Source organism: Serratia sp. LS-1, from assembly GCF_003719595.1.
Taxonomy (GTDB): Bacteria; Pseudomonadota; Gammaproteobacteria; order Enterobacterales; family Enterobacteriaceae; genus Serratia; species Serratia ureilytica.
The window spans coordinates 72867-99648 of the sequence record NZ_CP033504.1 but is presented as its reverse complement, the minus strand read 5'-3'; the positions used below and the strand labels follow the sequence as shown (position 1 = coordinate 99648).

The 26782-nt window shown below is 59.3% G+C and carries 22 protein-coding genes; 1 reads left to right on the top strand and 21 read right to left on the bottom strand.

Features of this window, described 5'->3' with window-relative positions; genetic code table 11:
- Positions 1 to 41 precede the first annotated feature (41 nt).
- From lpxC to mraZ, 16 genes are all read right to left on the bottom strand, one after another.
- Positions 42 to 959: a UDP-3-O-acyl-N-acetylglucosamine deacetylase gene (gene lpxC, locus EDY99_RS00420; protein WP_004932754.1), complete on the bottom strand. Its 918-nt coding sequence runs from the start codon at positions 957 to 959 to the stop codon at positions 42 to 44.
- A 103-nt stretch (positions 960 to 1062) separates the two neighbouring features.
- Positions 1063 to 2217 carry a cell division protein FtsZ gene (ftsZ, locus tag EDY99_RS00415; RefSeq protein ID WP_004932757.1) on the bottom strand — a complete coding sequence of 385 codons (1155 nt, stop codon included), beginning with the start codon at positions 2215 to 2217 and terminating at the stop codon, positions 1063 to 1065.
- Positions 2218 to 2291: 74 nt separating this feature from the next.
- A complete protein-coding gene (gene ftsA, locus EDY99_RS00410) occupies positions 2292 to 3548 on the bottom strand; it encodes a cell division protein FtsA (RefSeq protein ID WP_004932758.1) in 1257 nt (418 codons plus the stop codon).
- Complete coding sequence (gene ftsQ, locus EDY99_RS00405) at positions 3545 to 4396, bottom strand: cell division protein FtsQ (protein WP_004932761.1); 852 nt, start codon at positions 4394 to 4396, stop codon at positions 3545 to 3547. The genes ftsA and ftsQ overlap by 4 nt, the downstream gene beginning before the upstream one ends.
- 1 nt (position 4397) lies before the next feature.
- Positions 4398 to 5318 carry a D-alanine--D-alanine ligase gene (locus EDY99_RS00400; RefSeq protein ID WP_033651670.1) on the bottom strand — a complete coding sequence of 307 codons (921 nt, stop codon included), beginning with the start codon at positions 5316 to 5318 and terminating at the stop codon, positions 4398 to 4400.
- Entirely contained in the window at positions 5311 to 6786 is a 1476-nt protein-coding gene (gene murC, locus EDY99_RS00395; RefSeq protein WP_025301571.1) for a UDP-N-acetylmuramate--L-alanine ligase, read from the bottom strand. Before murC ends, EDY99_RS00400 begins: the two co-directional genes overlap by 8 nt.
- Positions 6787 to 6869: 83 nt before the next feature.
- Positions 6870 to 7934, bottom strand: coding sequence for an undecaprenyldiphospho-muramoylpentapeptide beta-N-acetylglucosaminyltransferase (gene murG, locus EDY99_RS00390; RefSeq protein WP_004932773.1), 1065 nt, complete (start codon positions 7932 to 7934; stop codon positions 6870 to 6872).
- Positions 7935 to 7937: 3 nt separating this feature from the next.
- Positions 7938 to 9140, bottom strand: a complete 1203-nt coding sequence (ftsW, locus tag EDY99_RS00385) for a cell division protein FtsW (RefSeq protein WP_015376649.1) — start codon at positions 9138 to 9140, stop codon at positions 7938 to 7940.
- Positions 9137 to 10456, bottom strand: a complete 1320-nt coding sequence (gene murD, locus EDY99_RS00380; protein WP_123061384.1) for a UDP-N-acetylmuramoyl-L-alanine--D-glutamate ligase — start codon at positions 10454 to 10456, stop codon at positions 9137 to 9139. The genes ftsW and murD overlap by 4 nt, the downstream gene beginning before the upstream one ends.
- A gap of 2 nt (positions 10457 to 10458) precedes the next feature.
- Positions 10459 to 11541 (bottom strand): phospho-N-acetylmuramoyl-pentapeptide-transferase, encoded by a 1083-nt coding sequence (gene mraY, locus EDY99_RS00375; RefSeq protein ID WP_004932782.1) that lies wholly within the window; start codon positions 11539 to 11541, stop codon positions 10459 to 10461.
- Positions 11535 to 12896 (bottom strand): UDP-N-acetylmuramoyl-tripeptide--D-alanyl-D-alanine ligase, encoded by a 1362-nt coding sequence (gene murF / locus EDY99_RS00370; protein WP_033641854.1) that lies wholly within the window; start codon positions 12894 to 12896, stop codon positions 11535 to 11537. Before murF ends, mraY begins: the two co-directional genes overlap by 7 nt.
- The gene (murE, locus tag EDY99_RS00365) at positions 12893 to 14380 is read right to left on the bottom strand and encodes a UDP-N-acetylmuramoyl-L-alanyl-D-glutamate--2,6-diaminopimelate ligase (RefSeq protein ID WP_033641853.1); all 1488 of its coding nucleotides are present in this window, start codon (positions 14378 to 14380) and stop codon (positions 12893 to 12895) included. The genes murF and murE overlap by 4 nt, the downstream gene beginning before the upstream one ends.
- Entirely contained in the window at positions 14367 to 16130 is a 1764-nt protein-coding gene (locus tag EDY99_RS00360) for a peptidoglycan glycosyltransferase FtsI (protein WP_004932790.1), read from the bottom strand. The genes murE and EDY99_RS00360 overlap by 14 nt, the downstream gene beginning before the upstream one ends.
- 42 nt (positions 16131 to 16172) lie before the next feature.
- Complete coding sequence (gene ftsL, locus EDY99_RS00355; protein ID WP_015376645.1) at positions 16173 to 16493, bottom strand: cell division protein FtsL; 321 nt, start codon at positions 16491 to 16493, stop codon at positions 16173 to 16175.
- Entirely contained in the window at positions 16490 to 17431 is a 942-nt protein-coding gene (rsmH, locus tag EDY99_RS00350) for a 16S rRNA (cytosine(1402)-N(4))-methyltransferase RsmH (RefSeq protein WP_089196585.1), read from the bottom strand. The genes ftsL and rsmH overlap by 4 nt, the downstream gene beginning before the upstream one ends.
- 2 nt (positions 17432 to 17433) lie before the next feature.
- A complete protein-coding gene (gene mraZ / locus EDY99_RS00345) occupies positions 17434 to 17892 on the bottom strand; it encodes a division/cell wall cluster transcriptional repressor MraZ (protein ID WP_004932796.1) in 459 nt (152 codons plus the stop codon).
- Positions 17893 to 18755: 863 nt separating this feature from the next.
- Here mraZ and EDY99_RS00340 point away from each other — a divergent pair.
- Positions 18756 to 19196: an L-alanine exporter AlaE gene (locus EDY99_RS00340; protein WP_047572677.1), complete on the top strand. Its 441-nt coding sequence runs from the start codon at positions 18756 to 18758 to the stop codon at positions 19194 to 19196.
- Positions 19197 to 19230: 34 nt separating this feature from the next.
- Here the strand turns inward: EDY99_RS00340 and cra are convergent, their stop codons facing one another.
- The 5 genes from cra to leuO form a co-directional block, all read right to left on the bottom strand.
- On the bottom strand, positions 19231 to 20235 hold the full coding sequence (gene cra, locus EDY99_RS00335; protein ID WP_033641851.1) for a catabolite repressor/activator: 1005 nt from the start codon (positions 20233 to 20235) through the stop codon (positions 19231 to 19233).
- Positions 20236 to 20453: 218 nt separating this feature from the next.
- On the bottom strand, positions 20454 to 20945 hold the full coding sequence (ilvN, locus tag EDY99_RS00330; protein WP_004932806.1) for an acetolactate synthase small subunit: 492 nt from the start codon (positions 20943 to 20945) through the stop codon (positions 20454 to 20456).
- A 2-nt stretch (positions 20946 to 20947) separates the two neighbouring features.
- Entirely contained in the window at positions 20948 to 22666 is a 1719-nt protein-coding gene (gene ilvI / locus EDY99_RS00325; RefSeq protein ID WP_028127857.1) for an acetolactate synthase 3 large subunit, read from the bottom strand.
- Positions 22667 to 22982: 316 nt separating this feature from the next.
- On the bottom strand, positions 22983 to 24791 hold the full coding sequence (locus EDY99_RS00320) for a long-chain fatty acid--CoA ligase (protein ID WP_047025199.1): 1809 nt from the start codon (positions 24789 to 24791) through the stop codon (positions 22983 to 22985).
- 465 nt (positions 24792 to 25256) lie between these two features.
- Positions 25257 to 26204: a transcriptional regulator LeuO gene (gene leuO, locus EDY99_RS00315; RefSeq protein ID WP_033641849.1), complete on the bottom strand. Its 948-nt coding sequence runs from the start codon at positions 26202 to 26204 to the stop codon at positions 25257 to 25259.
- Between the last annotated feature and the right edge of the window lie 578 nt (positions 26205 to 26782).

The following is a 26782-nucleotide window of genomic DNA, read 5'->3' as shown; positions in this document are numbered from 1 at the left end:
GGGATGCGCCTGCCGTTATTCGCAGGCGAGGAATTCAGACCTTACGCCAATACGGTAGACGGTGCCTTGAATGCCAATGGCATTTCGGCTTCGTCCTGGAAGGTCACGTATTCCCACGCTTCCTGCTTGGCCAGCACGGCCTGCAGCAGTTTGTTGTTCAGCGCGTGGCCAGACTTGAACGCGGTGAACGCGCCAATGATGTTGTGGCCGCACATGAACAGGTCGCCGATGGCGTCCAGCATTTTGTGACGTACGAATTCGTCTTCGAAACGCAGACCGTCTTCGTTCAGCACGCGGTAGTCATCTACCACGATGGCGCAGTCGAAGCTGCCGCCCAAGGCCAGGCCACGGGACTGCAGGTATTCGATATCACGCATGAACCCGAAGGTGCGCGCGCGGCTGATTTGACGCACGAACGACTCAGCCGAGAAATCAAGACGATAGCGCTGAGAGCTGGCGTCGATGGCCGGGTGGTTGAAGTCGATGGTGAAGTCCAGGCGGAACCCGTTATGCGGGGACAGCTCGGCCCACTTGTCGCCATCTTCAACGCGTACGGTCTCTTTCAGACGCAGGAATTTCTTCGCCGAGTTCAGTTCTTCGATGCCGGCATCCAGCAGCAAGAACACGAACGGACTGGCGCTGCCGTCCATGATTGGGATTTCAGCGGCGTCGACTTCGATGACGATGTTGTCGATGCCCAGCCCAGCCAGCGCGGCGTTAAGATGCTCAACGGTCGAAATACGCACGTCATGCTCATTCACCAGGCAAGTACAGAGCATGGTATCACGCACGGATTTTGCATCAGCCGGAAAATCAACCGGTGGATTCAAGTCAGTGCGACGATAGATGACCCCGGTATTAGCCGGCGCTGGGCGCATTGTCAGCGTGACTTTCTTGCCGGTATGCAAACCGACGCCAGTCGCCTGAACAATACGTTTTAATGTCCTTTGTTTGATCATCGTTTTATCTCGCAATGTTATCCATCCTACCAGCCAAGCATACAGCATGGCTGGCGGGACAGTTTAGCACAAAGAGCGGAGATTCCAAATTCTCAGGATATTCTTAGTCTGCCTGTTTACGCAGGAAGGCTGGAATATCAAGATAGTCGGGCTCTTTATTCGGCTGCGCAGCTTGGTCGTTGACCACCTTCGCGGCAGGTTTCACTTCCTGCGGCAGAGGCGACATGCCGTGCTGCTGATAACGGTGATCCATCACCGGCTGGCTGGCCTGCTTATTGGTCACCAGGGTGATTTCAGGACGCTTGTCCATACCGATACCGGTTGCAACCACGGTTACGCGCAGTTCGTCGTTCATTTCCGGATCCAGCGAGGTACCGATAACCACGGTGGCGTTGTCGGAAGCGAACGCACGGATGGTGTTACCCACGGTTTCGAACTCATCCAGACGCAGGTCGAAGCCGGCGGTGATGTTGACCAGTACGCCGCGCGCGCCGGACAGGTCGATGTCTTCCAGCAGTGGGCTGGAGATCGCCATTTCGGCCGCTTCTTCGGCGCGGTCTTCACCGCAAGCCACGCCAGAACCCATCATCGCGTAGCCCATTTCGGACATCACGGTGCGCACGTCGGCGAAGTCGACGTTCATCAGGCCCGGACGGGTGATCAGCTCGGCGATACCCTGCACCGCGCCTTTCAGCACGTCGTTGGCCGCGCCGAACGCGTCCAGCAGGGAAATGCCGCGCCCCAGAACTTTCAACAGCTTGTCATTCGGAATGGTGATCAGTGAGTCCACGTGTTTGGACAGCTCAGCGATACCCTGCTCCGCGAATGCCATGCGCTTCTTGCCTTCGAAGTTGAAAGGCTTGGTCACCACGGCCACGGTCAGAATACCCAAATCTTTAGCCACTTCAGCCACCACTGGCGCCGCACCGGTACCGGTACCGCCGCCCATGCCGGCTGCGATGAAGACCATGTCTGCGCCGTCCAGCGCTGCGCGCAGGGCTTCGCGGTCTTCTTCCGCTGAATTGCGACCCACTTCCGGGTTCGCGCCCGCACCCAGACCTTTGGTAATACCGCTACCAATCTGGATGGTTTGGCCAACCGCCGTTTTGCGGAGCGCCTGGGCGTCCGTGTTCACAGCGAAGAATTCAACACCTTCGATGCGCTCGCGCACCATGTGTTCAACGGCGTTGCCACCGCCGCCGCCGACGCCGATGACTTTAATCACCGCGTCATTGGTTAGTTCCATTGGTTCAAACATAGTTTCTCTCCGTTTTGTGCCTGTCGCTGCGAGATCATAAAAAGATTACTCAGCATGATCTCTTTGTTGAAACATTAAAACTCTTTTCTCAGCCAGCTATTGATGCGTTTAAACCAATTGCCCACCGAGGCGCGTTTTTCTACTTCTGTCTCACCGCTCAGGTGAGACTCTTTTCCATAGTGCAGCAGACCTACCGCCGTCGAGTAGTAAGGCTCCTGCGCATAATCCGTCAGACCCGTGATGTTCAAGGGTTGGCCGATGCGTACCTGGGTGTGGAACACCCGTTGCGCACAGGCTGCCAGGCCATCAATCTGGGCGGCGCCACCGGTCAGCACGATACCGGCCGCCAGATGATGCTTCACCCCTTGCTGACGCAGTTGCTCCTGCAATTGCAAAATTTCATCGTTAACCAGATTCAACAGTTCGGTGTAGCGTGGCTCAATGACTTCAGCCAGCGTCTGTCTTTGCAGACTGCGCGGAGGACGTCCCCCGACGCTAGGCACCTCTACATTCTCATCCTTGCTAACAATCGACCCAAGCGCACAACCGTGTCGAACTTTAATCGCTTCCGCGTCGGTCGGCGGCGTGCCGAAGGCGTAAGCGATATCGCTGGTGACCACGTTCCCGGCGTAAGGGATCACTTTGGTGTGGCGCAGCGCACCGCCGGTGTACACCGCCATATCCATGGTGCCGCCGCCGATATCCACCACGCAAACGCCGAGTTCGCGTTCATCTTCGGTCAGCACCGCGTAGCTCGCGGCCAGACCGGCGAAAATAAGTTGGTCAACTTTCAGGCCGCAACGTTCCACGGCCTTGACGATGTTCTTCGCCATATCGTTATGGCAGGTAATCAGATGCACCTTGGCCTGCATGCGCACGCCGGACAGCCCAACCGGGTTTTTGATGCCTTCCTGATAATCGATGGCGTATTCCTGAGGAATCACGTGCAGGATGCGGTGTTCGTCGCGCACGCGCACCGATTTGGCGGTGTGCACCACGTTCTCCACGTCGTCCTGCGTCACTTCCTCTTCCGAGATAGGCACCATGCCGATTTCGTTCTGGCAGCTGATGTGTTTGCCCGACAGCGCCAGGTACACCGACGAGATCTGGCAGTCCGCCATCAGCTCGGCCTGATCGATGGCGCGCTGTACGCACTTCACCACCGACTCCAGGTCGTTTACGCCGCCCTTATCCATGCCGCGAGACGGGCAGCTGCCCACCCCGATAATGTTGACCATGCCATCGGGCAGAACTTCCCCTACCAACGCGGAGACTTTTGCAGTACCGATCTCCAGTCCAACTACCAGTTTTCTGTCCGTCGACTTGATCATTGTTGTTTTGCCTGTGCCTGATTCTGTTGCTGATTACTGTTTTGCTGACCGCCAAGCGCCTGCGGATCGACCAACACCGGAGCCCACCCTACCGAAGCGCCGGACTCGTAGCGCAGATCGACATAGCTGACACGCTTGCTCTCCGCCTGGCCCTGCTGCTGCAATACCGGGTAAAGCTCGATAAACCGCTGCAAACGCCCGTTGCGGTCATCGCGCCCCAGCTCAAGCCGGACATCGTTGTCCAGCGCCAGCTGCCAGGAATGGCGCGCGGTCATCGCCGCCATTTTCAGCGTATATTTGCTGGCCGCCAACGTGGCGCTCATCGCCCGATAGCCTTCCAGCACATCCTGCTCGCTCCCTTCCGGCCCGTAGAGCAGCGGCAACTTCTGCTTGCCCGCCCGCTCCGCCGGCACGCTGAACGCTTTGCCCTCGGCGTCCACCATGTGCAAATCGTTCCAGCGCGCCACCGGGACATACTCCACCAGATGGATCTTCAGCTCATCCGGCCATTGTTTGCGCACGCTGGCCTGCTTGATCCACGGCAGACGTTCGATCTGCTGCTGGATAACGTCCACATCCTGCGTCATAAAGGTGCCGGGCGCGCCCAGCGCCAGGATCGCCTGACGAATATCATCGTTGGTGGTGTAATGGCGTTCGCCGGTCACCACCAGCCTTGAGAGCGGCAGGCGACTGGCGTCTTTCATCCAGCCAAGCACCGCCCAACCGCTCCACACGACCGTTCCCAACACCATCAGCAGGAAAATCATTCCCGCCAACTGGGTTCCATTGCTGCGGCGCGGGCCGTTATCCACCTCGCGATCGCGCGCATTCAGGGCAGCTTGCGACATATCAGTCGGCCAACTCCAAAATTCTCGCCACTAGCTGCGAGAAGCTTAATCCAAACTGGCGCGCCGCCATCGGCACCAGGCTATGACTGGTCATGCCCGGAGAGGTATTCACCTCAAGCAGATAGAAGCTGCCATCGCTGTCTTGCATTACGTCGACGCGGCCCCAGCCGCTGCAGTCCAGACCGCGGTAGGCGCGCAGCGCCAACGCCGCCATCTCGGCTTCCTGCTCGGCGCTCAAACCGCTCGGGCAGAAGTACTGCGTATCGTCCGAAATGTACTTGGCCTGGTAGTCGTAAAACACGCCGGCCGGCTGGATACGAATAGACGGCAGCACCTGGTCGCCCAGCATCGCCACGGTGTATTCCGGGCCGCTCAACCACTTCTCCACCAGCACATCGTCGTCATGGCGGAAGGCTTCTTCCAGCGCCGCTGCCAACGCCGCACTTTCGGTGACCTTGCTCATGCCGACGCTGGAGCCTTCACGGCTCGGCTTGACGATCACCGGCAGACCGAGATCCGCCACGCGCGCCAGCAGCGCCGCTTTTTCGGCGCCGAGATACAGCTGGCGATTCAGCGCCACGTAAGGCGCCACCGGCAAGCCCATCGATTGCCACACCATCTTGGTGCGCCATTTGTCCATGGTCAGCGCCGAGGCCATCACGCCGCTGCCGGTATAAGGCAACTCGAGAAACTCCAGCAGCCCCTGCAGGGTGCCGTCCTCGCCGCCGCGGCCGTGCAGCGCGATAAACACTTTGGTGAACCCCTGCTCTTTCAGCTGGGTCACCGGGAAATCGCGGGTATCGACGCCGTGCGCATCGATACCGGCTTCGCGCAACCCGGCCAGCACCGCGGCGCCGGACTGCAGAGAAACGTCACGTTCAGCGGAGGTGCCGCCCAGCAGAACTGCAACTTTATCAGCCATGGTGCTCCTCCTCTTTCTTCGGCGGCTGCAGTTTCAGCTCGGCCAGTTTACGGGCGATTTTGCCCACGTTGCCGGCGCCTTGCACCAGCACCAGGTCTTCATCCTGCAACAGCTGCGCCAGCGTTTCCGGCACGGTATCGGCATCGGAAACCAGGATCGGATCCAGCTTGCCGCGGCTGCGGATGGTGCGGCACAGCGAGCGGCTGTCCGCGCCCGGGATCGGCGCTTCGCCGGCGGCGTACACGTCGAGCATCAGCAGCACATCCACCTGCGACAGCACGTTGGCGAAATCGTCGTACAGATCGCGGGTACGCGTGTAGCGGTGCGGCTGGAAGATCATCACCAGACGCTTGTCCGGCCAACCGGCGCGCGCCGCCTTCAGCGTGGCGTCCACTTCGGTCGGATGGTGGCCGTAATCGTCCACCAGCATCGCGCTGCCCGCTTTGCCGTTGACCGGCTCCAGCGGAAACTCGCCGAGGAAATCGAAGCGGCGCCCGGTGCCCTGGAAGCCCGCCAGCGCGCGCAGGATATCTTCGTCGTCGATGCCTTCTTCGGTCGCTACCGCCACCGCCGCCGCTGCGTTCAACGCATTGTGGCGGCCCGGCGCGTTCAGCGTTACCGTCAGCAACGGTTTGTCCTGACGGCTCAGAGTAAAGTGCCCCTGCGGCCCAATCTGCCGGTAGTCTTCGATGCGCACATCGGCATCTTCACTGAAGCCGTAGGTGGTGATATGACGACCCACGCGCGGCAGCAGCTCACGCACCACCGGATCGTCGATGCACATCACCGCGCGACCGTAGAACGGCAAGTTGTGCAAGAAATTGATAAACGTCTGCTTCAGGTTCTCGAAGTCGCCCTGGTAGGTGTCCATGTGGTCGGCTTCGATGTTGGTGACCACGGCCACCATCGGCTGCAGATGCAGGAACGACGCATCGCTCTCATCCGCTTCCGCGATCAGATAACGGCTGGACCCCAATCGTGCGTGGGTGCCCGCCGCCTTCACCAGCCCGCCGTTAACGAAGGTCGGGTCCAGGCGGGCTTCGGCGTAAATGCTCGAGACCATCGCCGTGGTGGTGGTTTTGCCGTGCGTGCCGGCGATAGCGATGCCGTGGCGAAAACGCATCAGCTCCGCCAGCATTTCAGCGCGGCGGATCACCGGGATGCGCGCTTCACGGGCGGCGACGATCTCCGGGTTGTCGGCGGAGATGGCGGTAGATACCACCACCACACTCGCATCCAGCACGTTTTCCGGACGGTGATTGAAATAAATCGTCGCCCCGAGCGCGCTCAACTGCTGGGTCACCGGATTTGGCGCCAGGTCGGAGCCGCTGATCTGATACCCTTCGTTTGCCAACACTTCGGCGATACCACCCATGCCGGCGCCACCGATGCCGACAAAGTGAATGTGCCGGACGCGACGCATCTCGGGCACGATAGTACGTAGTTTCGCCAGTTGTTGTGTATTCATCACTCTCTCTAATCCGGATCCGGTATCCCGGCCTACATCACATTGCTTTTATTCAGGTTCGGCGCGCCGAACCCCTGCACTCGTTACTTGGCGAGCCGCACCAGCTCCGCCGCCACGCGCTCGGTGGCGTCCGGAATGGCGACCGCGCGCGCTTTCTCGGCCATGGCCAGCAGCGTCTTGCGATCCCAGCTCGCCAGCAGTTCGGCCACCACATCGGCGTTGAACTGCGGCTGTTCGATAATCTTCGCCGCGCCGGCTTCTTCCAGCGGGCGTGCGTTCCAGTACTGTTGACGATCCTTGTGCATGAACGGCACGAAAATCGCCGGCAGCCCCGCCGCCGCGATTTCGCTGACGGTCAACGCGCCGGAGCGGCAGACCACTACGTCGGCCCAGGCATAGGCGGCGGCCATGTCGTCGATGAACTCGGTCACCTTGTGCTGTGTCTGCCCTACCCTCTCGTAGTCGCGCAGCACCGTTTCCAGCGCGCCCTTGCCAACCTGATGCCAGAGCGTAATTCTATCGCCCAAACGCGCCGCGACTTCAGGAACTGTCTGATTCAGCACGCGGGCGCCCTGACTTCCGCCAATCACCAGCACGCGGATCGGGCCTTCGCGCCCTTGCAACCGCTCCGCCGGCAACGGCAGCGCCAACACGTCGGTGCGCACCGGGTTGCCCACCACCTCGGCGTTCGGGAACGCGCCGGGGAAGGCCTGCATCACTTTGGCGGCGATGCGCGCCAGCCAGCGGTTGGTCAAGCCGGCGATGCCGTTCTGCTCGTGCAGCACCACCGGGATGCCGCACTGCCAGGCCGCCAGGCCGCCGGGGCCGGAAACGTAACCGCCCATCCCCAGCACCACATCCGGCTGATAACTGCGCATGATGGCTTTCGCCTGCCGCACCGCCTGCCAGATCCGCAGCGGCGCCGTCAACTGGGCCTTCAGGCCCTTGCCGCGCAGGCCGGAGATGCGGATAAAATCAATCTCGATCCCGTGCTTCGGCACCAGATCGGCTTCCATTCGGTCTGCGGTTCCGAGCCAGCGCACCTGCCAGCCCTGCGCCATCAGATGATGCGCGACCGCCAGCCCCGGGAACACGTGCCCGCCAGTACCGCCTGCCATCACCATTAAACGCTTAGGTTTCCCGCTCATCCCTTACCTCTTCACAAACGCCTGAGCCTTGGTCAGGCGCGTTTCATAATCAATTCGCAGCAACAGCACGATCGCCGTCGACATAATCAGCAAGCTCGAGCCGCCGTAACTGATCAGCGGCAGCGTCAGACCTTTGGTCGGCAACATGCCCGCGGCGGCGCCGACGTTAACCAGCGCCTGGAAGCTGAACCACACGCCGATCGCGCAGGCCAGGAAGCCGGAGAAGCGTTGGTCGATCTCCAGCGCGCGGCGCCCGATGGACATCGCGCGAAAAGCGACGAAGAATACCATTAACAGGGCTAAAACCACACCGATATAGCCCAGTTCTTCACCCAAAATGGAGAAGATGAAGTCGGTGTGCGCTTCCGGCAAATACTCCAGTTTCTGCACCGAGTTGCCGAGCCCCTGCCCCCAGAACTCGCCGCGGCCGAATGCCATCAGCGACTGGGTCAACTGGTAGCCGCTGCCGAACGGGTCGGCCCACGGGTTCCAGAACGAGGTCACGCGGCGCATACGGTACGGTTCCGCGATAATCAGCAGCACCACGGCGAACACGCCGGAGCCGATGATCGCCAGGAACTGCCACATTTTCGCGCCGGCCAGGAACAGCATCGCCAGCGTGGTGATGAACAGCACCACCACGGTGCCGAGATCCGGCTGCGCCAGCAGCAGCACCGCCAGCACCACCATGACACCCATCGGCTTACAGAAGCCCCAGAAGTTGCTGCGCACCTCTTCCACCTTGCGCACCAGATAGCTCGCCAGGTAGCAGAACAGCGACAGCTTGGACAGCTCCGCCGGCTGAATACGCAGCGGGCCGAGCGCGATCCAGCGCGAGGCCCCGTTCACCGAGCTCCCCACCACCAGGACGATCAGCAGCATCACGATCGACATCAGCAGCATCACGTTGCTGTAGCGCTGCCAAACTTCCATCGGGATGCGCAGCGTCACCAGCGACAGGCCGAACGCCAGGCCGAGGTACAGCGCATCGCGTTTGGCGAACAGGAACGGATCGTCCGCCAGGCGTTGGCCGATCGGCATCGACGCCGAGGTCACCATCACGAAGCCGATGATCGCCAACCCGAAGGTCAGCCACAGCAGGGTGCGATCGTACAGCACCATGTTGACCGCGTCGTTGTCGCGCGCGCCGGTCACCCAGTCTTTCAGCCGTTCTGTCAGCCCGAAGTTCGGCAAGCGTAGTTTCATCCGCCAAGCTCCTGCGCCAGGCGGGCGAACTCATCGCCGCGCACTTCAAAATTACGGAACTGATCGAGACTGGCGCAGGCCGGCGACAACAGCACCATATCGCCGGGCTGTACGCGGCCGGCGATGGTGCGCATCGCCTGCTCCATGGTCTCGGTCAGCGTCGCCACTTCCGGCCGCAGCTGCGCCAGCTGGGCGCCGTCGCGGCCAAAGCAATACAGCCGCACGTTGTCGCCCTGCAGATAGCGCGCCAGCGGCGAGAAATCGGCGGACTTGCCGTCGCCGCCCAGCAGCAGATGCAGCGTGCCGTCCACCTGCAGGCCGTTCAGTGCCGCTTCGGTGCTGCCGACGTTGGTGGCTTTGGAATCGTTGATCCAACGCACGCCGTTGTTCTCCCAGGCCAGCTGGAAGCGGTGCGCCAGGCCGGTGAAGGTGGTCAACGCCTTCAGGCTGGAGGCACGCGGGATATTGACCGCATCCGCCAACGCCAGCGCCGCCAGGGCATTGGTGTAGTTGTGGCGGCCGGTCAGCTTCATCTCGCGCGTATTCAGCACCTTCTCACCGCGCACCCGCAGCCAGGTTTCCCCCTGCTGGCGGTTCAGGTGATAGTCGCCCACGTCCGCCCCGAAGCTGACGCAGCGTTCGTCGGCGCCGCGCACCGGCATGGTCAGCGCATCGTCCGCGTTCACTACGCACACCGCGGCGTTTTCATACACGCGCAGCTTGGCGCCGCGATACTGCTGCAGGCCGAACGGATAGCGATCCATATGATCTTCGGTCACGTTCAGGATGGTCGCCGCCGCCGCCCGCAGGCTATGCGTCGTTTCCAGCTGGAAGCTGGACAGCTCCAGCACGTAAAGCTGACATTCCTGGCGCAACAGGCTCAGCGCCGGCAGGCCGATATTGCCGCCCACGCCCACCGCCCAACCGGCAGCTTTCGCCATCTCGCCCACCAGGGTGGTGACGGTGCTCTTGCCGTTGGAGCCGGTAATCGCCACGATCGGCGCCTGCGCCTCGCGGCAGAACAGTTCGACGTCGCCGACGATTTCCACGCCGGCGTCAGCCGCGGCGCTCAATGCCGGGGTCGCCAGCGCGACGCCCGGGCTGGCGACGATCAGATCCGCCGCCAGCAGCCAGTCCTGGTTCAAATCGCCCAGATGGCGCTCCACGCTTTCAGGCAGTTTGTCCAACCCTGGCGGCGCGATACGGGTATCCATCACGCGCGGCGTCACGCCGCGTGACATGAAGAAATCGACACAGGACAGGCCGGTGAGGCCCAACCCGATGATGACGACTTTTCTACCCTGATAGTCTGCCATGATTAACGCACCTTCAGCGTTGCCAGGCCAATCAGCACCAGCATCAGCGAAATGATCCAGAAGCGCACGATCACGCGCGGCTCCGGCCAGCCTTTCAATTCATAGTGGTGGTGAATCGGCGCCATGCGGAAAATGCGTTGTCCGCGCAGCTTGAACGATCCCACCTGCAGGATCACCGACAGCGTCTCTACCACGAATACGCCGCCCATGATCACCAACAAAAACTCCTGGCGCAGCAGCACCGCGATGGTGCCCAGCGCGCCGCCCAGCGCCAGCGAACCGACGTCGCCCATAAACACCTGCGCCGGGTAGGTGTTGAACCACAGGAAGCCGAGGCCGGCGCCGACGATGGCGGTGCAGACGATCACCAACTCACCGGCATGACGCAGATACGGAATATGCAGGTAGTTGGCGAAGTTCATGTTACCGGTCGCCCAGGCCACCAGCGCGAAACCGGCCGCCACGAATACCGTCGGCATAATCGCCAGGCCGTCCAGACCGTCGGTCAGGTTGACCGCGTTGCTGGTGCCGACGATGACGAAATAGGCCAGCAGGATGTACAGCAAGCCCAACTGCGGCATCACGTCCTTAAAGAACGGCACAACCAGCTCGGTGGCTGGCGTGTCTTTTCCTACGGCGTACATGGCGAATGCGACAATCAGCGCAATCACCGACTGCCAGAAATACTTCCAGCGGGCGATCAGCCCTTTGGTGTCCTTACGCACCACCTTGCGGTAGTCATCGACGAAACCGACGATGCCGTAACCCACCAGCACAAACAGCACACACCAGACATACGGGTTGGACGGGTAGGCCCACATCAGCACCGAAATGGTGATGGAGGTCAGGATCATGATGCCGCCCATGGTCGGCGTGCCGCGCTTGCTGAAGTGCGACTCGGGGCCGTCGTTACGCACCACCTGGCCGAAGGACATTTCTTGCAGACGCTTGATCACCCGCGGGCCCATCCACAGCGACAGGAACAGCGCGGTCAGCAGGCTGACAATGGCTCGGAACGTCAGATAAGAAAAGACGTTGAAGCCTGAGTAATACTTGACCAAATGCTCGGCCAGCCAAACTAACATGGTGCTTTCTCCTGTAACGCGCGTACTACCTGCTCCATTGCGGCACTACGTGAACCTTTGATTAACACGGTGATGACCGCATGTTCCGACAGTAATTCCGCCACGCGCGCGATCACTGCTGTCTTGTCCTGATAATGTTCGCCGTTGCCGGAAGCCTCGCTCAGCACGCGGCTCAACCCGCCGACGCTGATCACTTTATCGACCCCGGCCTGGCGGGCGGCTTCACCCACCTGACGGTGGCACTCTTCCGCTTCTGCGCCCAGCTCGGCCATATCGCCGACCACCATCACGCGGTAGCCCGGCATCTCCGCCAGCACCTGCGCCGCCGCAGTCATCGACCCGACGTTGGCGTTGTAGCTGTCGTCCAGCAGCAGCTTGCCTTCGGCCAGCGCCACCGGGAACAAACGCCCCGGCACCGCCTGCAATTGTTTCAACCCCTGACGCACCGCTTCGAGGGTGGCGCCCACCGACATCGCCAGCGCCGTGGCCGCCAGCGCGTTGGCCACGTTGTGGCGCCCCGGCAGCGGCAGCGCGATCTCGGCGGTGCCGAACGGGCTGTGCAGCGTAAACTGCGTACCTGCGCCGTTCACCCGCACGTCGTGCGCGAAGAAGTCCACGCCTTCGGCCGCCTGCGGCGAGAAGCGCCAGACGGTTTTGCCGCCCAGCATGCTCTGCCAGTGCGGCCAGTCGTTGTTATCGGCGTTGATGATCGCCACGCCGTCGGCCGGCAGGCCGGTAAAGATTTCACCTTTCGCCTGGGCGACGCCGGCCAGCGAGCCGAAGCCTTCCAGGTGCGCCGCCGCCAGGTTGTTCACCAAAGCGGTCTGCGGACGCGTCAATGCGGTGGTGTAAGCAATTTCGCCAATGTGGTTAGCGCCCAGCTCTATCACGGCAAAATCATGCTGCGGCTCCAGACGCAACAGCGTCAACGGCACGCCGATGTCGTTATTGAAGTTGCCGGCGGTATACAGCACTTCGCCGCATTCACGCAGAATGGCGGCGGTCATTTCTTTCACCGATGTCTTGCCCGAGGAGCCGGTCAGCGCCACCACGCGCGCCGGCACCTGCTGACGCACCCAGGCGCCAAGCTGCCCCAGCGCCAGACGGGTGTCTTTCACCACCAGCTGCGGCACGTCCACCAATAAGCGCTTACTGACCAGCAACGCCCCGGCGCCTGCGGCTATGGCATCCGCCGCGAAGTCGTGAGCGTCGAAACGCTCGCCTTTCAGCGCCACAAACAGGCAACCGGCGGTCACCTTGCGGGTGTCTGTCGTCACCTCGACAATTTGGCAATCGGCGCCGATCGGTTCAGCGCTCAATACCTCAGCCAGTGTCTGAAGAGAGACAGGGATCATGCCAGCACCCCCAGCAGTCGGGCGACCGTCGTGCGGTCGGAGTAATCCAGGCGGCGGTTGCCCACCAGCTGATAATCTTCGTGGCCTTTGCCCGCCACCAACACCACATCCTGCTCCTGCGCCTGCATGATGGCGCTGGTCACCGCTTCGGCGCGGCCGTGGATCACCAGCGCCTGCCCGGCATCCAGCAATCCGGTCAGGATATCGTTGATAATCGCGCGCGGCTCTTCGGTACGCGGGTTGTCATCGGTGATCACCACGCGATCGGCGAACTGCTCGGCGATGCCGCCCATCAGCGGACGCTTGCCCTTGTCGCGATCGCCGCCGCAGCCGAAGACGCACCACAGCTGCCCCTGGCAGTGCAGGCGCGCCGCTTCCAGCGCTTTCTCCAGCGCATCCGGCGTGTGGGCGTAATCCACCACGACCGTCGGTTTGCCCGGCGCGTTAAACACTTCCATGCGGCCGCAGACCGGCTGCAGACGGTTGCCGGTTTCCACCAGCGCCTCCAGCGGGTAGCCCAGCGACAGCAGCGTCGCCAATGCCAACAGCAGATTGCTGACGTTGAAAGCGCCCATCAGGCGGCTTTCGATCTCGCCGTCGCCCCAGCTGGAGCTGAACCGAACCGTGGCGCCGTTGTCGTGATAATCGACCGCCGTGGTTTTCAGCCAGCGGCCGTGACAGCCCGGCTGCAGGTTGCCCTGCATCGTCACCGCCACCGCATCCGGCAGCTTGCTCAGCCAGCGCTGGCCGACTTCATCGTCGGCGTTGATGATCGCCTGCCCCACATTGTGGGCGGCGAACAGCGACCATTTGGCCGCTTCGTAATTGGCCATGTCACCGTGGTAATCCAGGTGATCGCGGCTCAGGTTGGTGAAGACCGCGGCAGCGAACGGCAGCGCCGCCACCCGGTGTTGCACCAAACCGTGGGATGAGACTTCCATCGCGGCGAAGGTCGCGCCCTGTTCCGCCAAGTCGTTTAATACGTGTTGAACATCCACCGCAGAACCGGTGGTATTCTCGGTCGGGCAGACCTGGCCCAGCAGACCGTTGCCGACGGTGCCCATCACCGCGCTGGTTTCGCCCAGCAGTTGGCTCCACTGCGCCAACAACTGCGTGGTGGTGGTTTTGCCGTTGGTGCCGGTCACGCCGACCAGGCGCAGACGCTCGCCCGGCTGATGGTAAAAACGCCCGGCCAGCGCGGAAAGGCGCTGGTTCAGTTGGCTCAGGTAGATCACCGGCACGCCGTGCATCTCAACGATGGCGCCGTCTTCGGCCTGACCCTCAGCTTCGGCGATCACGGCGGCGACGCCCTGCGCAATGGCCTGCGGAATATAGCGGCGTCCATCCGTTTGATGGCCGACCACGGCGACAAACAGATCCCCGGCAGCCGCCACACGGCTGTCTAATGTCATTTCCCGCAGCGCGCGCCCGGGCGCCGTCGGCACCCACGGGGCGAGTAAGTCGCGCAAATTACGATCTGCCACCTGAACCCTCTTTCTTGTTAATCACTAATTCGCTTTTGTCACCGGTGGGCAACGCGTCAGGCTCGACGTTCATGGTGCGCAATACGCCGCCCATGATGGCGCCGAACACCGGCGCGGAGATTGCGCCACCATAGTATTTCCCACCCTGCGGGTCGTTGATGACGACCACCAGGGCAAAACGGGGGTTACTTGCCGGCGCGACGCCGGCGGTATAAGCGATGTATCGGTTGACGTATTTGCCGTCCGGGCCCACTTTTTTCGCGGTACCGGTTTTGATGGCGATACGGTATCCCTTGATGGCGGCTTTCACGCCGCCGCCGCCCGGCAAGGCCACGCTTTCCATCATGTGCACCACGGTGCGCACCAGAGGTTCAGGGAAAACGCGTTCGCCGGCGACCGGAGGGTCAACCTTGGTGATCGACAATGGGCGATACACGCCCAGACTGCCGATCGTTGCATAGACTCGCGCCAACTGTAACGGAGTTACCATCAGCCCGTAGCCGAAAGAGAAGGTGGCCCTCTCTATGTCAGACCACCGTTGTTTTTTTGGGTATATGCCACTGCTTTCTCCGACCAGCCCCAAATTGGTCGCTTTTCCCAGCCCAAAACGAGAGTAAGTATCTACTAACGCTGAGGACGGCATCGCTAACGCCAGCTTTGAAACACCGACGTTACTCGACTTCTGCAAGATCCCGGTCAATGACAGCTCCGAGTACCGCGCCACGTCTTTGATCTCGTGGCCCTGAATGCGGTACGGGATGGTGTTCAGCACGCTGTTTTCTCTCACCACGCCGTTTTGCAGCGCGGTCATCACCACCATTGGCTTCACGGTTGAACCGGGTTCAAAAATATCGGTGATAGCGCGGTTACGCATGGTTTCTTTCGGCGTACCGGCCATGTTGTTCGGGTTATAAGACGGGCTGTTGGCCATCGCCAGCACTTCGCCAGTGTTCACGTCGATCAGCACCGCAGTGCCCGATTCGGCCTTGTTGAACGCCACGGCGTTGTTCAGCTCGCGATACACCAGCGCCTGCAGGCGCTCATCGACGCTCAGCACCAGGTTATGCGCCGCCTGGCTATCGACGGAGGAGATATCTTCAATCACTCGGCCGAAGCGATCCTTGCGCACCGTTCTCTCGCCCGGTTGCCCGGTCAGCCAGCGATCGAAGCTCTTCTCGACACCTTCGATGCCTTGCCCGTCGATGTTGGTCACGCCGATGATGTGCGACGTCACCTGCCCCGCCGGGTAGTAACGGCGCGACTCCTGCCGCAGGTAGATCCCCGGCAGCTTGAGTTTGTGGATGTAGTCGCCGATCGCCGGGTTAACCTGGCGCGCCAGATAAACAAAGCGCCCTTTCGGGTTGGCGTTGATGCGGTTGGAAAGCTGGTCCAGCGGGATGTTGAGCGCATCGGAAAGCGCTTTCCAACGGCTGTCCAGCGTGATGCCGCCGCGTTCGTTCAGCTCTTTCGGATCGGCCCACACCGCATTCACCGGCACGCTGACCGCCAACGGGCGGCCGGCGCGATCGCTGATCATGCCGCGCGCGGTCGGCACTTCCTGCACGCGCAGCGAACGCATGTCGCCTTCTTTCACCAGACGATCGGGGTTGATGACCTGCAGGTACGCGACGCGCAGCATCAGGCCAACCATCGCCAGCAAAATGCAGCCGCACAGCAACGCAAAACGCCAGCTGACAAAGCTGGCCTGATCTTCCTGGCGTCTCAACTTACCGGGGCGCGCTGCTTTCATGCGTTTCCTTTCTACTCCGTGTCATTATTCCGGTTAAACCATTCATTGTTTAACGATGATATTTTCCTGCGATGGATCAACGTGTTGCATCTGCAGTTTTTCTGTCGCGATACGTTCAACCCGGCTGTGATCGCCGAGGGCGTTCTCTTCTAAAATCAGGTTGCGCCACTCGATATCCAGCGCATCGCGCTCCAGAACCAGCTGCTCGCGTTCGGCGGTCAGCAGGCGGGTGCGGTGCGCGGTGGTCACCACGAAAATCGCGGAGACCAGTGACGCAATCAGTAAAATCAGGGGGATCTTGGCGTTGCGCAGCAGATCGCCGCCAATCACCCCGACCAGGCCGTGACGTTCGTTGCCAATCACGCGGGCATCCTCTCAGCAATGCGCAGCACCGAGCTGCGCGCACGCGGGTTGTCCGCCACTTCCGCTTCCGACGGCATCATTTTGCCCAGCGCTTTCAGCGTTCGCCCGCCCATGCCGCGCAGTTGCTCCTCGGTCAACGGAATGCCCGCCGGCACCTGGGCGCCGCGGCTGTGGTGTCGCATAAAGCGTTTGACGATGCGGTCTTCCAGCGAATGGAAGCTGATGATCGACAAACGGCCCTGCGGGGCCAGCACTTCCAGCGCGCCGTCGAGCGCACGCTCGATCTCTTCCAGCTCGCTGTTGATATAAATGCGGATCGCCTGGAAGCTGCGCGTCGCCGGATGCTTGTGCTTTTCACGGAACGGGCTGGCATCGGCGATCAGATCCGCCAGCTCTTTGGTGCGCGTCATCGGCTCCACGCGGTTTCTTTCGACGATGGCGCGCGCGATGCGCTTGGCGAAACGCTCTTCGCCGAAGGTTTTCAGCACCCAGGCGATGTCGTCCGCTTCGGCCTTCATCAGCCACTCTGCGGCAGACAGGCCGGTGGACGGATCCATGCGCATGTCCAGCGGACCGTCGCGCATAAAGGAGAACCCGCGCTCCGCGTCGTCAAGCTGCGGCGAGGAAACGCCCAGATCGAGCAGAACGCCGTCGATCTTGCCCGCCAGCTCGCGCTCCCGCACATAGTGCGACAACTCGGAAAATGGGCCGTGTACGATGGTAAAACGAGGATCTTCAATAGATTTGGCGGCTGCAATCGCCTGAGGGTCACGGTCAATTGCCAGCAAGCGCCCTTCCGGCCCCAGTTGGGACAGAATCAGACGAGAATGGCCACCGCGACCAAAAGTACCGTCGATATATATGCCGTTGCTGCGGATATTGAGGCCGTTGACGGCTTCGTCCAGCAGGACGGTGGTGTGTTTATAGTTTTCCAACATGCTTATAGCGACAAGTCCTGTAGCCGCTCAGACAACGGTTCCTGAGTCGACTGTTCAGCGTCAATATCATCCTTGACTTGTTGATACCAGGTCTGTTCATCCCACAGTTCAAACTTGTTGAACTGACCGACCAGCATCACTTCTTTCGTGAGCCCGGCGTGTTGCCGCAGCGTACTGGCTAACAGCAAACGACCGGCACTATCCATCTGACACTCACTGGCATGTCCCAACAGCAGGCGCTGAACGCGGCGCTCGGCGGGATTCATGCTCGACAGACGTGATAATTTTTGTTCAATAATTTCCCATTCGGGCAAAGGATAAAGCAGCAGGCAGGGCTGATGGAGGTCAATGGTACAGACCATTTGGCCTTGCGATTCCTCGTTGAGCAATTCCCGATATCGGGTAGGTACGGCGAGCCGCCCTTTGCTGTCGAGGTTGACCATCGTCGCTCCACGGAACATTCCTGAGCTACCCCTTAGTGACCGTTTTCACCACTTTACCCCACAAATTCCCACACAATGGAGTTTACGGAGGGTATGAAAACCTTGTCAAGCCAGAGCGCCAGCGCTTTGGCAATATTTCTCTGGTCATTTTGGGAGCTGACTCGCGAAAGAAACTCTGATTATTCGACGATTAAAAATTAACACCATGATAAACGGAGAGAATTTTCTAGGCGGAAAGAATCTGATTAAAAACCTGACGAACTGGCGATTAATTAACTCATTACTTCCTTCTGCAAGCCATGTCTCATTTTTCAGCTCGGCAATCTCAGGGCTGTAACCGCTGCCGCCCCGCGCGCGCCAAGGCTCGGCGCCTGACGAGTCGACCGCAGAATAAGGCTATAACTCCTTGAGTTAATAACGCTCAATCGTTATTCACCGTGAAACTGCGCGCTATTTTACTTCAATTTGCACCGCCATGATGAGAGCACGGCGAAAATAAATGGCTCGGATATTACGAGCAGAAGTAATTTCGATTTAAATCAATTTGGTAAGATTATTCCCAAAACACCTGTTTACAATTATGGTTTCATTTTCTTACACCTTTATTTCCACAATTTTTGCCGGAAAAATCCCCCCGCGGACACAAAAAATCGCAACAGCATGTTTTTAATAGGTTTATTTAAAAACACCGATTTTAATCTCTCCATCCCTTCCTGCGCCCCGGCTCTGCGGGACAAAAACCGAACAAATGTTAAAAATAAAAATATAAACCTAGTTAAAAAACACAAACCAGATCAGTAAACTATATAAAAAGCAAAAAACCAGAATTAACAACCACAAATTATAAAATTAACAGCACATTAACACAAAAGGAGAGATACATGCTTTCGCCCGCCGCACACTGGCGCAGCGCCGCTGCCGATACGTTTGCACTGGTGGTGTACTGCTTTATCGCCGGTATGGCGATTGAAGTGTTAATCTCCGGCATGAGCTTCCAGCAATCCCTCTCTTCACGCCTGTTGTCGATCCCGGTCAACATTCTGATCGCCTGGCCTTATGGCCGCTATCGCGATCTGTTTATCCGCACGGCGCGTCGTTGCCTGCACGGCCAGTTCCTACTGCGCAATCTCGCCGATCTGCTGGCCTATGTCAGCTTCCAGTCCCCGGTTTATGCTGCAATTTTATGGAGCGTGGGCGCCGACGGCCAACAAATGCTGGCGGCGGTAACCAGCAATGCGCTGGTCTCCATGGCGATGGGCGTGGTGTATGGTTACTTCCTGGAGTACTGCCGGCGGCTGTTTCGGGTGGCAGGTTACGTCTAAAGGAGCCCGCCAACGCGGGCCCCTGTCAGGCAAACTACTTGCGGCTCAGACTGCCGCGGCGGAACAGATTGCGGCGAATGCGCGTCAGCCCCGGCTTGGGTTTACGCGGTTCGTCCAGGCTGGCCAACACCAGTTCCAGCACGCGCTCGGCCACGTCGCGATGGCGCTGCGCTACCGCCAATACCGGGCACTCAAGGAAATCCAACAGTTCATGATCGCCGAAGGTGGCGATCGCCAGATCGGTCGGCAAGCGGCCGCGTTGCTTCAGCGTCACGTCCATCACGCCCTGCAATAAAGAGAACGACGTGGTAAACAGCGCCTGCGGCATCGGGTGCGCTTTCAACCATTCGGCAAACAGCGCGCCGGCGGCTTCGCGTTCGTAGCTGTTGGCGTACAGGTAATCGACGTGGCGGGGATCCTCTTGCCAGGCCTGGCGGAAGCCCTGCTCACGCAGGAAGCTGACCGAAAGCTCCGGCAAGGCGCCTAGGTACAGCACCGACTCCGCCGGGAAGGTGCGCAGCTCCTGCGCCAACGCAAAAGCGTCTTCCTGATCGGCGCCCACAACGCTGATGAAATGCTCGCGATCCAGCGCGCGGTCCAGCGCGATGATCGGCAGCGGATCGTTGGCCCAGCGTTGATAGAAAGGATGCTCCGGCGGCAAGGCGGTGGAGACGATGATGGCGTCCACCTGACGCTGCAGCAGGTGCTCAATGCAGCGCATTTCGTTGTCCGGCTGATCTTCGGAACAGGCGATCAGCAATTGGTAACCCCGCTGGCGCGCCTGGCGCTCCAGGTAGTTGGCGATGCGGGTATAGCTGGTATTTTCCAGATCCGGGATCACCAGGCCGATAGAACGGGTACGCCCGGCGCGCAGCCCCGCCGCGACGGCATTCGGGTGATAGTTATGCTCCCTGACCACGGCCATCACTTTCTCGACGGTTTTATCGCTGACACGATACTGCTTCGCCTTGCCGTTGATGACATAACTGGCCGTCGTGCGCGAAACGCCCGCGAGACGCGCGATTTCATCCAGTTTCACATTAACCCCTTAATGACGCTGAAAATAGAAGTGAAGGCTGTGCTCGGATTAACCATGGCATCCCGTGCGGTTATTCAATCCAGCCTCTGCGATCTAACAGCAGAAAACACTACCTAGCAACCGCTTTTGCCGAAAGGTGCCGGCAATCGGGCAAAAAAGGCCGAAAAACAAAGGGCGCAGCCACGCCGCGCCCCCGATTATTCGCCGCCAGACCGCGCTCAGCGCATGATTTTGTCGCCGCGCGACACGCCGACCACGCCGGAACGCGCCACTTCCACAATCTCCGCCACTTCACGCACCGCGCTCAGGAAGGCGTCCAGCTTGTCGCTGGTGCCGGCCAGCTGCACCGTATACAGCGTCGCCGTCACATCGACGATCTGGCCACGGAAAATATCGGCGCAGCGTTTCACCTCTTCACGGCCGTAGCCGCTGGCCTGCAGCTTCACCAGCATGATCTCGCGTTCAACGTGAGCGCCCTGCACCAGCTCGCTGACGCGCAACACGTCCACCAGCTTGTGCAACTGCTTCTCAATCTGCTCCAGCACTTTCTCGTCGCCGACGGTCTGGATAGTCATGCGCGACAGCGTCGGATCGTCGGTCGGCGCCACCGTCAGGCTCTCGATGTTGTAACCGCGCTGGGAGAACAACCCCACCACGCGCGACAGGGCGCCGGATTCGTTTTCCAGCAAGACAGATAAAATACGGCGCATGATCAGGTCCTCTCCGTTTTGCTAAGCCACATTTCGTCCATGCTTCCGCCGCGGATCTGCATCGGGTAGACATGTTCGGTTTCATCGACGGTCACGTCGACGAACACCAGCCGCTCTTTTTCCGCCAGCGCCTGCGCCAGCTTGCTTTCCAGCTCATCCGGCGTGCGGATGGCGATACCGACATGGCCGTAAGCCTCGGCCAGCTTGACGAAGTCCGGCAGTGAATCCATGTAAGACTGCGAATGACGGCCGGAATAAATCATGTCCTGCCACTGCTTGACCATGCCCAAATAGCGGTTGTTGAGGTTCACCACCACCACCGGCAGGTTATATTGCAGCGCGGTGGACAGCTCCTGAATATTCATCTGAATGCTGCCGTCGCCGGTCACGCACACCACGGTTTCCTCCGGCAGCGCCAGCTTGACGCCCAATGCCGCCGGCAGGCCGAAGCCCATGGTGCCGAGGCCGCCGGAGTTGATCCAACGGCGCGGTTTGTCGAACGGATAATAGAGCGCGGCGAACATTTGGTGCTGGCCGACGTCCGAGGTCACATAGGCGTCGCCTTTGGTCAGGCGATGCAGGGTTTCAATCACCGCCTGCGGCTTGATGGTGCCGCTGTTTTTGTCGTAGCCCAGGCAGTCGCGGGCGCGCCACTGCTCGATAGACTGCCACCAATCGCGCAGCGCATCGTGATCCTGCGCTTTCTCGTCCTGCGCCAGCAGCTCCAGCATCTGCACCAGCACCTGCTTGGCATCGCCGACGATCGGGATATCGGCGTCCACCGTTTTGGAGATCGAGGTCGGATCGATATCGATGTGCAGCACGGTGGCATCCGGACAGTATTTGGCCAGATTGTTGGTCGTACGATCGTCGAAACGCACGCCGACGGCGAAGATCACGTCGGCATGGTGCATGGTTTTATTGGCTTCATAGGTGCCGTGCATGCCGAGCATGCCAACGCTCTGGCGGTGGGTACCGGGGAAGGCCCCCAACCCCATCAGGCTGCTGGTCACCGGCAGGTTCAACTGCTCCGCCAACGCCAACAGTTCGGCTTCGCAACCGGCGTTGATCGCGCCGCCGCCGACGTACATCACCGGCTTTTTGGCCGCCAGAATGGTTTGCAGCGCGCGTTTGATTTGCCCGCGGTGGCCCTGCACCGTCGGGTTGTAAGAACGCATGCTCACGTCCTGCGGATAGGCATAAGGCATCCGCACCGCCGGGCCGACGATGTCTTTCGGCAGATCGATCACCACCGGGCCGGGGCGGCCGCTGGAGGCCAGGTAAAAGGCCTTCTTCAACACCGCCGGGATGTCTTCGGTGCGTTTCACCAGGAAGCTGTGTTTCACCACCGGCCGAGAAATCCCCACCATATCGCACTCCTGGAAGGCGTCGTAGCCGATCAGCGAGCTGGGCACCTGCCCCGACAGGACGACCATCGGGATCGAGTCCATATAAGCGGTAGCGATACCGGTAATGGCGTTGGTGGCACCGGGGCCGGAGGTCACCAGCACCACGCCCACTTCGCCGGTGGCGCGCGCGTAACCGTCGGCCATGTGCACCGCACCTTGCTCGTGGCGCACCAGAATATGATCGATCCCTCCGACCGTATGCAGGGCGTCGTAGATATCGAGCACCGCCCCGCCGGGGTAGCCGAATACATGTTTAACGCCCTGATCGATCAACGATCGGACGACCATCTCGGCTCCTGACAACATCTCCATGGGTTTGCCTCCAGGCTTGCTTATTCTTCTCTGGCGCCGGAACGTAGCGCCTGCTGCGGGGCAATGCCCCTAAATTTTTATGGGTTGTCGCTATCGAATTAACATAACGTCAGAATATGGGGCAGGCAAACGGCAAAATGGCTTAACGACGGCGGGGTTATTGCCAAGCGGCTGGAGATCGCGACTTTATAAAAACAATGCGCTAGCCCCAGGGGCGTCAGGCTAGGCATTGTTTCGAACAGAGGGAAAATTACAGAACTAAATCAGGCGAAGAATATGCCGTTTTTTTCGCCGAACGCGCGGTCCGGCGGCGGCCTCAGCCCTGTTCCTGATACATGGAGTCGATTTCACGCTGATAGCGCTGCAGGATCACTTTGCGGCGCAGCTTCAGCGTTGGCGTCAGCTCCCCCAGCTCCATGGAAAAGGCCGCCGGCAGCAGCGTGAACTTCTTCACCTGCTCGAAGCGCGCCAGCTCCTTTTGCATCTCGCGCAGACGCTTTTCGAACATCTCGAGGATTTCACCGTTGCGCAGCAGCTCCAGGCGATCCTGATACTTCAGGTTGACTGACTTCGCGTACTCTTCCAGCGACTCAAAGCACGGCACGATCAGCGCGGAAACGAACTTGCGCGCATCGGCGATGATCGCCACCTGCTCGATAAAGCGGTCCTGCGCCAGCGTGCCTTCCAGCATCTGCGGCGCGATGTATTTGCCGCCGGAGGTTTTCATCAAATCCTTAAGGCGCTCGGTGATGAACAGATTGCCCTCTTCATCGATCGCCCCGGCATCGCCGGTTTTCAGCCAGCCGTCTGCGGTAAAGGTCGCGGCGGTTTCCAACGGTTTGTTGAAATAGCCGCGCATCACGATCGGCCCGCGCACCTGGATTTCATTTTCTTCACCGATGCGCACCTCGACCTCCGGCAGCGGTTTGCCGATAGAGCCGAAGCGGAAATGCCCTTCTTCCCAGCAGGACACGGTCGCACAGGTTTCGGTCATGCCATAGCCGTACTTGATATTGACGCCCATCGCCTGGAAAAACAGGATCACATTGTCATCCAGCTTGGCGCCCGCCGCCGGCAGGAAGCGCACCCGGCCGCCGAGGATGCCGCGCAGCTTGCTCAATACCAGCTTGTCGGCCCAGCGATGAGAGAGTTCGAACAGTTTACCCAACGGTTTGCCGGCCCGCTCCTGAAGGAACTTGCGCTCCCCGCAGACGATCGCCCAGTGGAACAGCGCGCGGCGCAGCCAAGGCGCGCGCGCCACTTTTTCATGCACCGCGCTGAAAATCTTCTCGTAGAAACGCGGTACCGCGCACATCAGCGTCGGGCGAACCTGCCCCATCGCTTCCCGCACCCAGTCGGTGTTCGGCAGGAAGACGTTCTGCGCGCCGGAATGCATGACAAAGAAGCTCCAGGCACGCTCGAACACATGCGACAGCGGCAGGAAACTGAGCGACACATCCTCTTCGCCGACCGTCAGTCTCTCATCATGCAGGTAGAGCTGCGCCGCCAGGTTGCGGTAATCCAGCATCACCCCTTTGGGCTCGCCGGTGGTGCCCGAGGTATAGATCAGGGTGAAGAGGTCCTGCAGGTCGCACTCTTCAATGCGCTGCCGACGTTGAGCGATAAAAGCCGTCGGATCGGCGGCATGCTCGAAGGCGCTCAGGTGTCGCGCTATCTCGCAGCCGCGCAGGTCGGCATCTTGGTCAAACACGATAATATGGCGCAGCTGTGGGCAAACGCCGCGCAGCGCGATGGCCGCGTCCAACTGCGCCTGTTCGCCGACGAACAGTATGCGAATGTCGGCGTCGTTGATGACGAAGGCCGCCTGCGCCGGCGTATTGGTGGAATAGAGCGGCACGCTGACGCCGCGCAGGTGGAGAATCGCGAGATCGGCCAGCGACCAGGCCATGCCGTTATTGGCGAAAATGCCGATGCGCTCTTGCACTTCGGCCCCCAGGGCCAACAGCCCGGCGGCAATGCGATCGATGCGAACGGCGGCCTCTTCCCAGGTCAGTTGAAACTCGCCGTTGGGCGACCATTGGCGAAAAGCTGTGCGATCGGCTCGGTGGGTGATTTGATGCTGTATACGATGGATCAAATGGTATTGCAGCAGATTAGTGATCATAGTGCTCTAAGCCTGAAATGAATCATACAGTTAAGCCTGAACGACGCCTTACGGCCCTCATCTCAGCTTACACGTGTTTACTTTTTTCCGCGCAGTCTACCTACTCTCAGGCAGGGGGAAAAGCGATTTCAGCGTAGAAGTGTGAGCCAAAACTCAGGCCGGCTTTCGCGCTTTCATGGGTTGGACAGAACGGGAAGGAAAAGGTTTGCTGGCGGCAATAAAACGCGGCCCATCCGGGCCGCCGCATCGAGTTAGTTAAAAATACCAGTCGTAAAGTAAAAATCAGAATATTAATTTATATTAATTATTTTTGGTAAACGAACCAACTCACCCTGAAAATAAGTTATTTAATCGCCGCAAAACCAAGAAACATCTTAATAAAAACCCAGATAGTTCTTAGTTTTTATCATGAGAAAAAAACGCTCAGTTGAATATTATCTTTATATATCCCCATTTTTTATCGCTTTACTTTGGGTTACCCGCCTCAATCAGGACGGACTTCATCCACTGGTGCCCTTTATCCCGTTCGGAGGATTCATGCCAGGAAAGATAGCAGGTCGCTTTATTGTGATTGGCGCACAAAGGAACCGCCTTTATTTTCAACGCCTCCGTCTGTTGCCGCACCAACCAGGCGGGCGCAATCGCCACCATTTCCGTTTGCGACACCATATTCAACACGCTGTAGAGGTCCGTGCACTGTTGTGTCACGGCGCGCAGCATCGGCTCCTCTAAATAGAAAGGTTTACTGAACGATCCAAAACTTTCCAGGGAAACCGCCGCGTGCTGTTCGGCCAACATGTGTTCCGGCGTCACCTCCTCCCCTATTCGCGGGTGCGCCTGCGCAACCGCCAGCACTAATTCGTCGTCGAACATCGCCAGGCTGCGAAACTCCGCCGACTCGAAACGGCTGTAGCCGATGACAAATTCGACGTCCTGATAACGCAATTGATGTTCAATATTATTGTTAATGTATGACTTTATTTGCAGGTTAAGCTGCGGCGCTATCTGTTTGACGTGATTGATTATCCCGGCGCCCAGACGCAAATCGAGCGGGCTGCACAGGGACAGGGAGAACGCTCGCGTGCTGGTCAGCGGCTCAAACTCAGATCCCGGCAACTCATTTTGCACCAGCTGCAGCGCTTGCCGCACCGGCCCGAACAGCTGCCTGGCCCGCATGGTGGGCTGGATCCCGCGCCCGCAGCGCACGAACAGCTCGTCGTTGAACATCACCTTCAGACGCGCTACCGCGTTGCTCACCGCCGGCTGCGACATCCCTAACGAATTAGCGGCTCGCGTAATATTTTGCATTTGCATCACGGCGTCAAACACCGTCAGCAAATTAAGATCGACGCTGCGCAAATGGATGTCCGCCGGCTCTTTGACCATGGCGATTTCTGAATCATATTCAGCCATATTTCACTCCACTAAATCCTGTGTAGATAATCTAATCCTTATGCTCGACAAACAATGAAACGCCGCATTGTCTTATCTTTGCACGACAAATCCTGCCATTACCGTCATCAGCCGATAAAAAACCTCGTGTTATCGACACGATTTAAGTCGTATATGGAATGCATATCAGTCACTTCTACCGTCAGCAGGAAGAATGCCACCTGGGTGGTACTAATAATTAGGTATTAACAATGATTAATACAATTAAACAACGTAACCCCACTGTATGAGACAAACTATAAAAACACATCATAAGCAATCAAACCATCTAAAAACATCAATCGCTTTGTGTAAAATCGCATTATTTTGTTATATTATGACTAAAACAATCAATTAATCATATGAATTCAATTTAAATCATTCGCATTAAAAATGTTATTTTGTTTCCTCCCGTGATTAATCCTCCTTATTTTTTCATCACAAATCTTAACCCAACAAAATCCAGAAGCAATTAGCGCAGTATATATTCGATTCGTTTATGCTAAGCAGCGCGCAAACTGCTCCCATTTTTTCTCTATAGCGCTGCATTTTTACCGAAT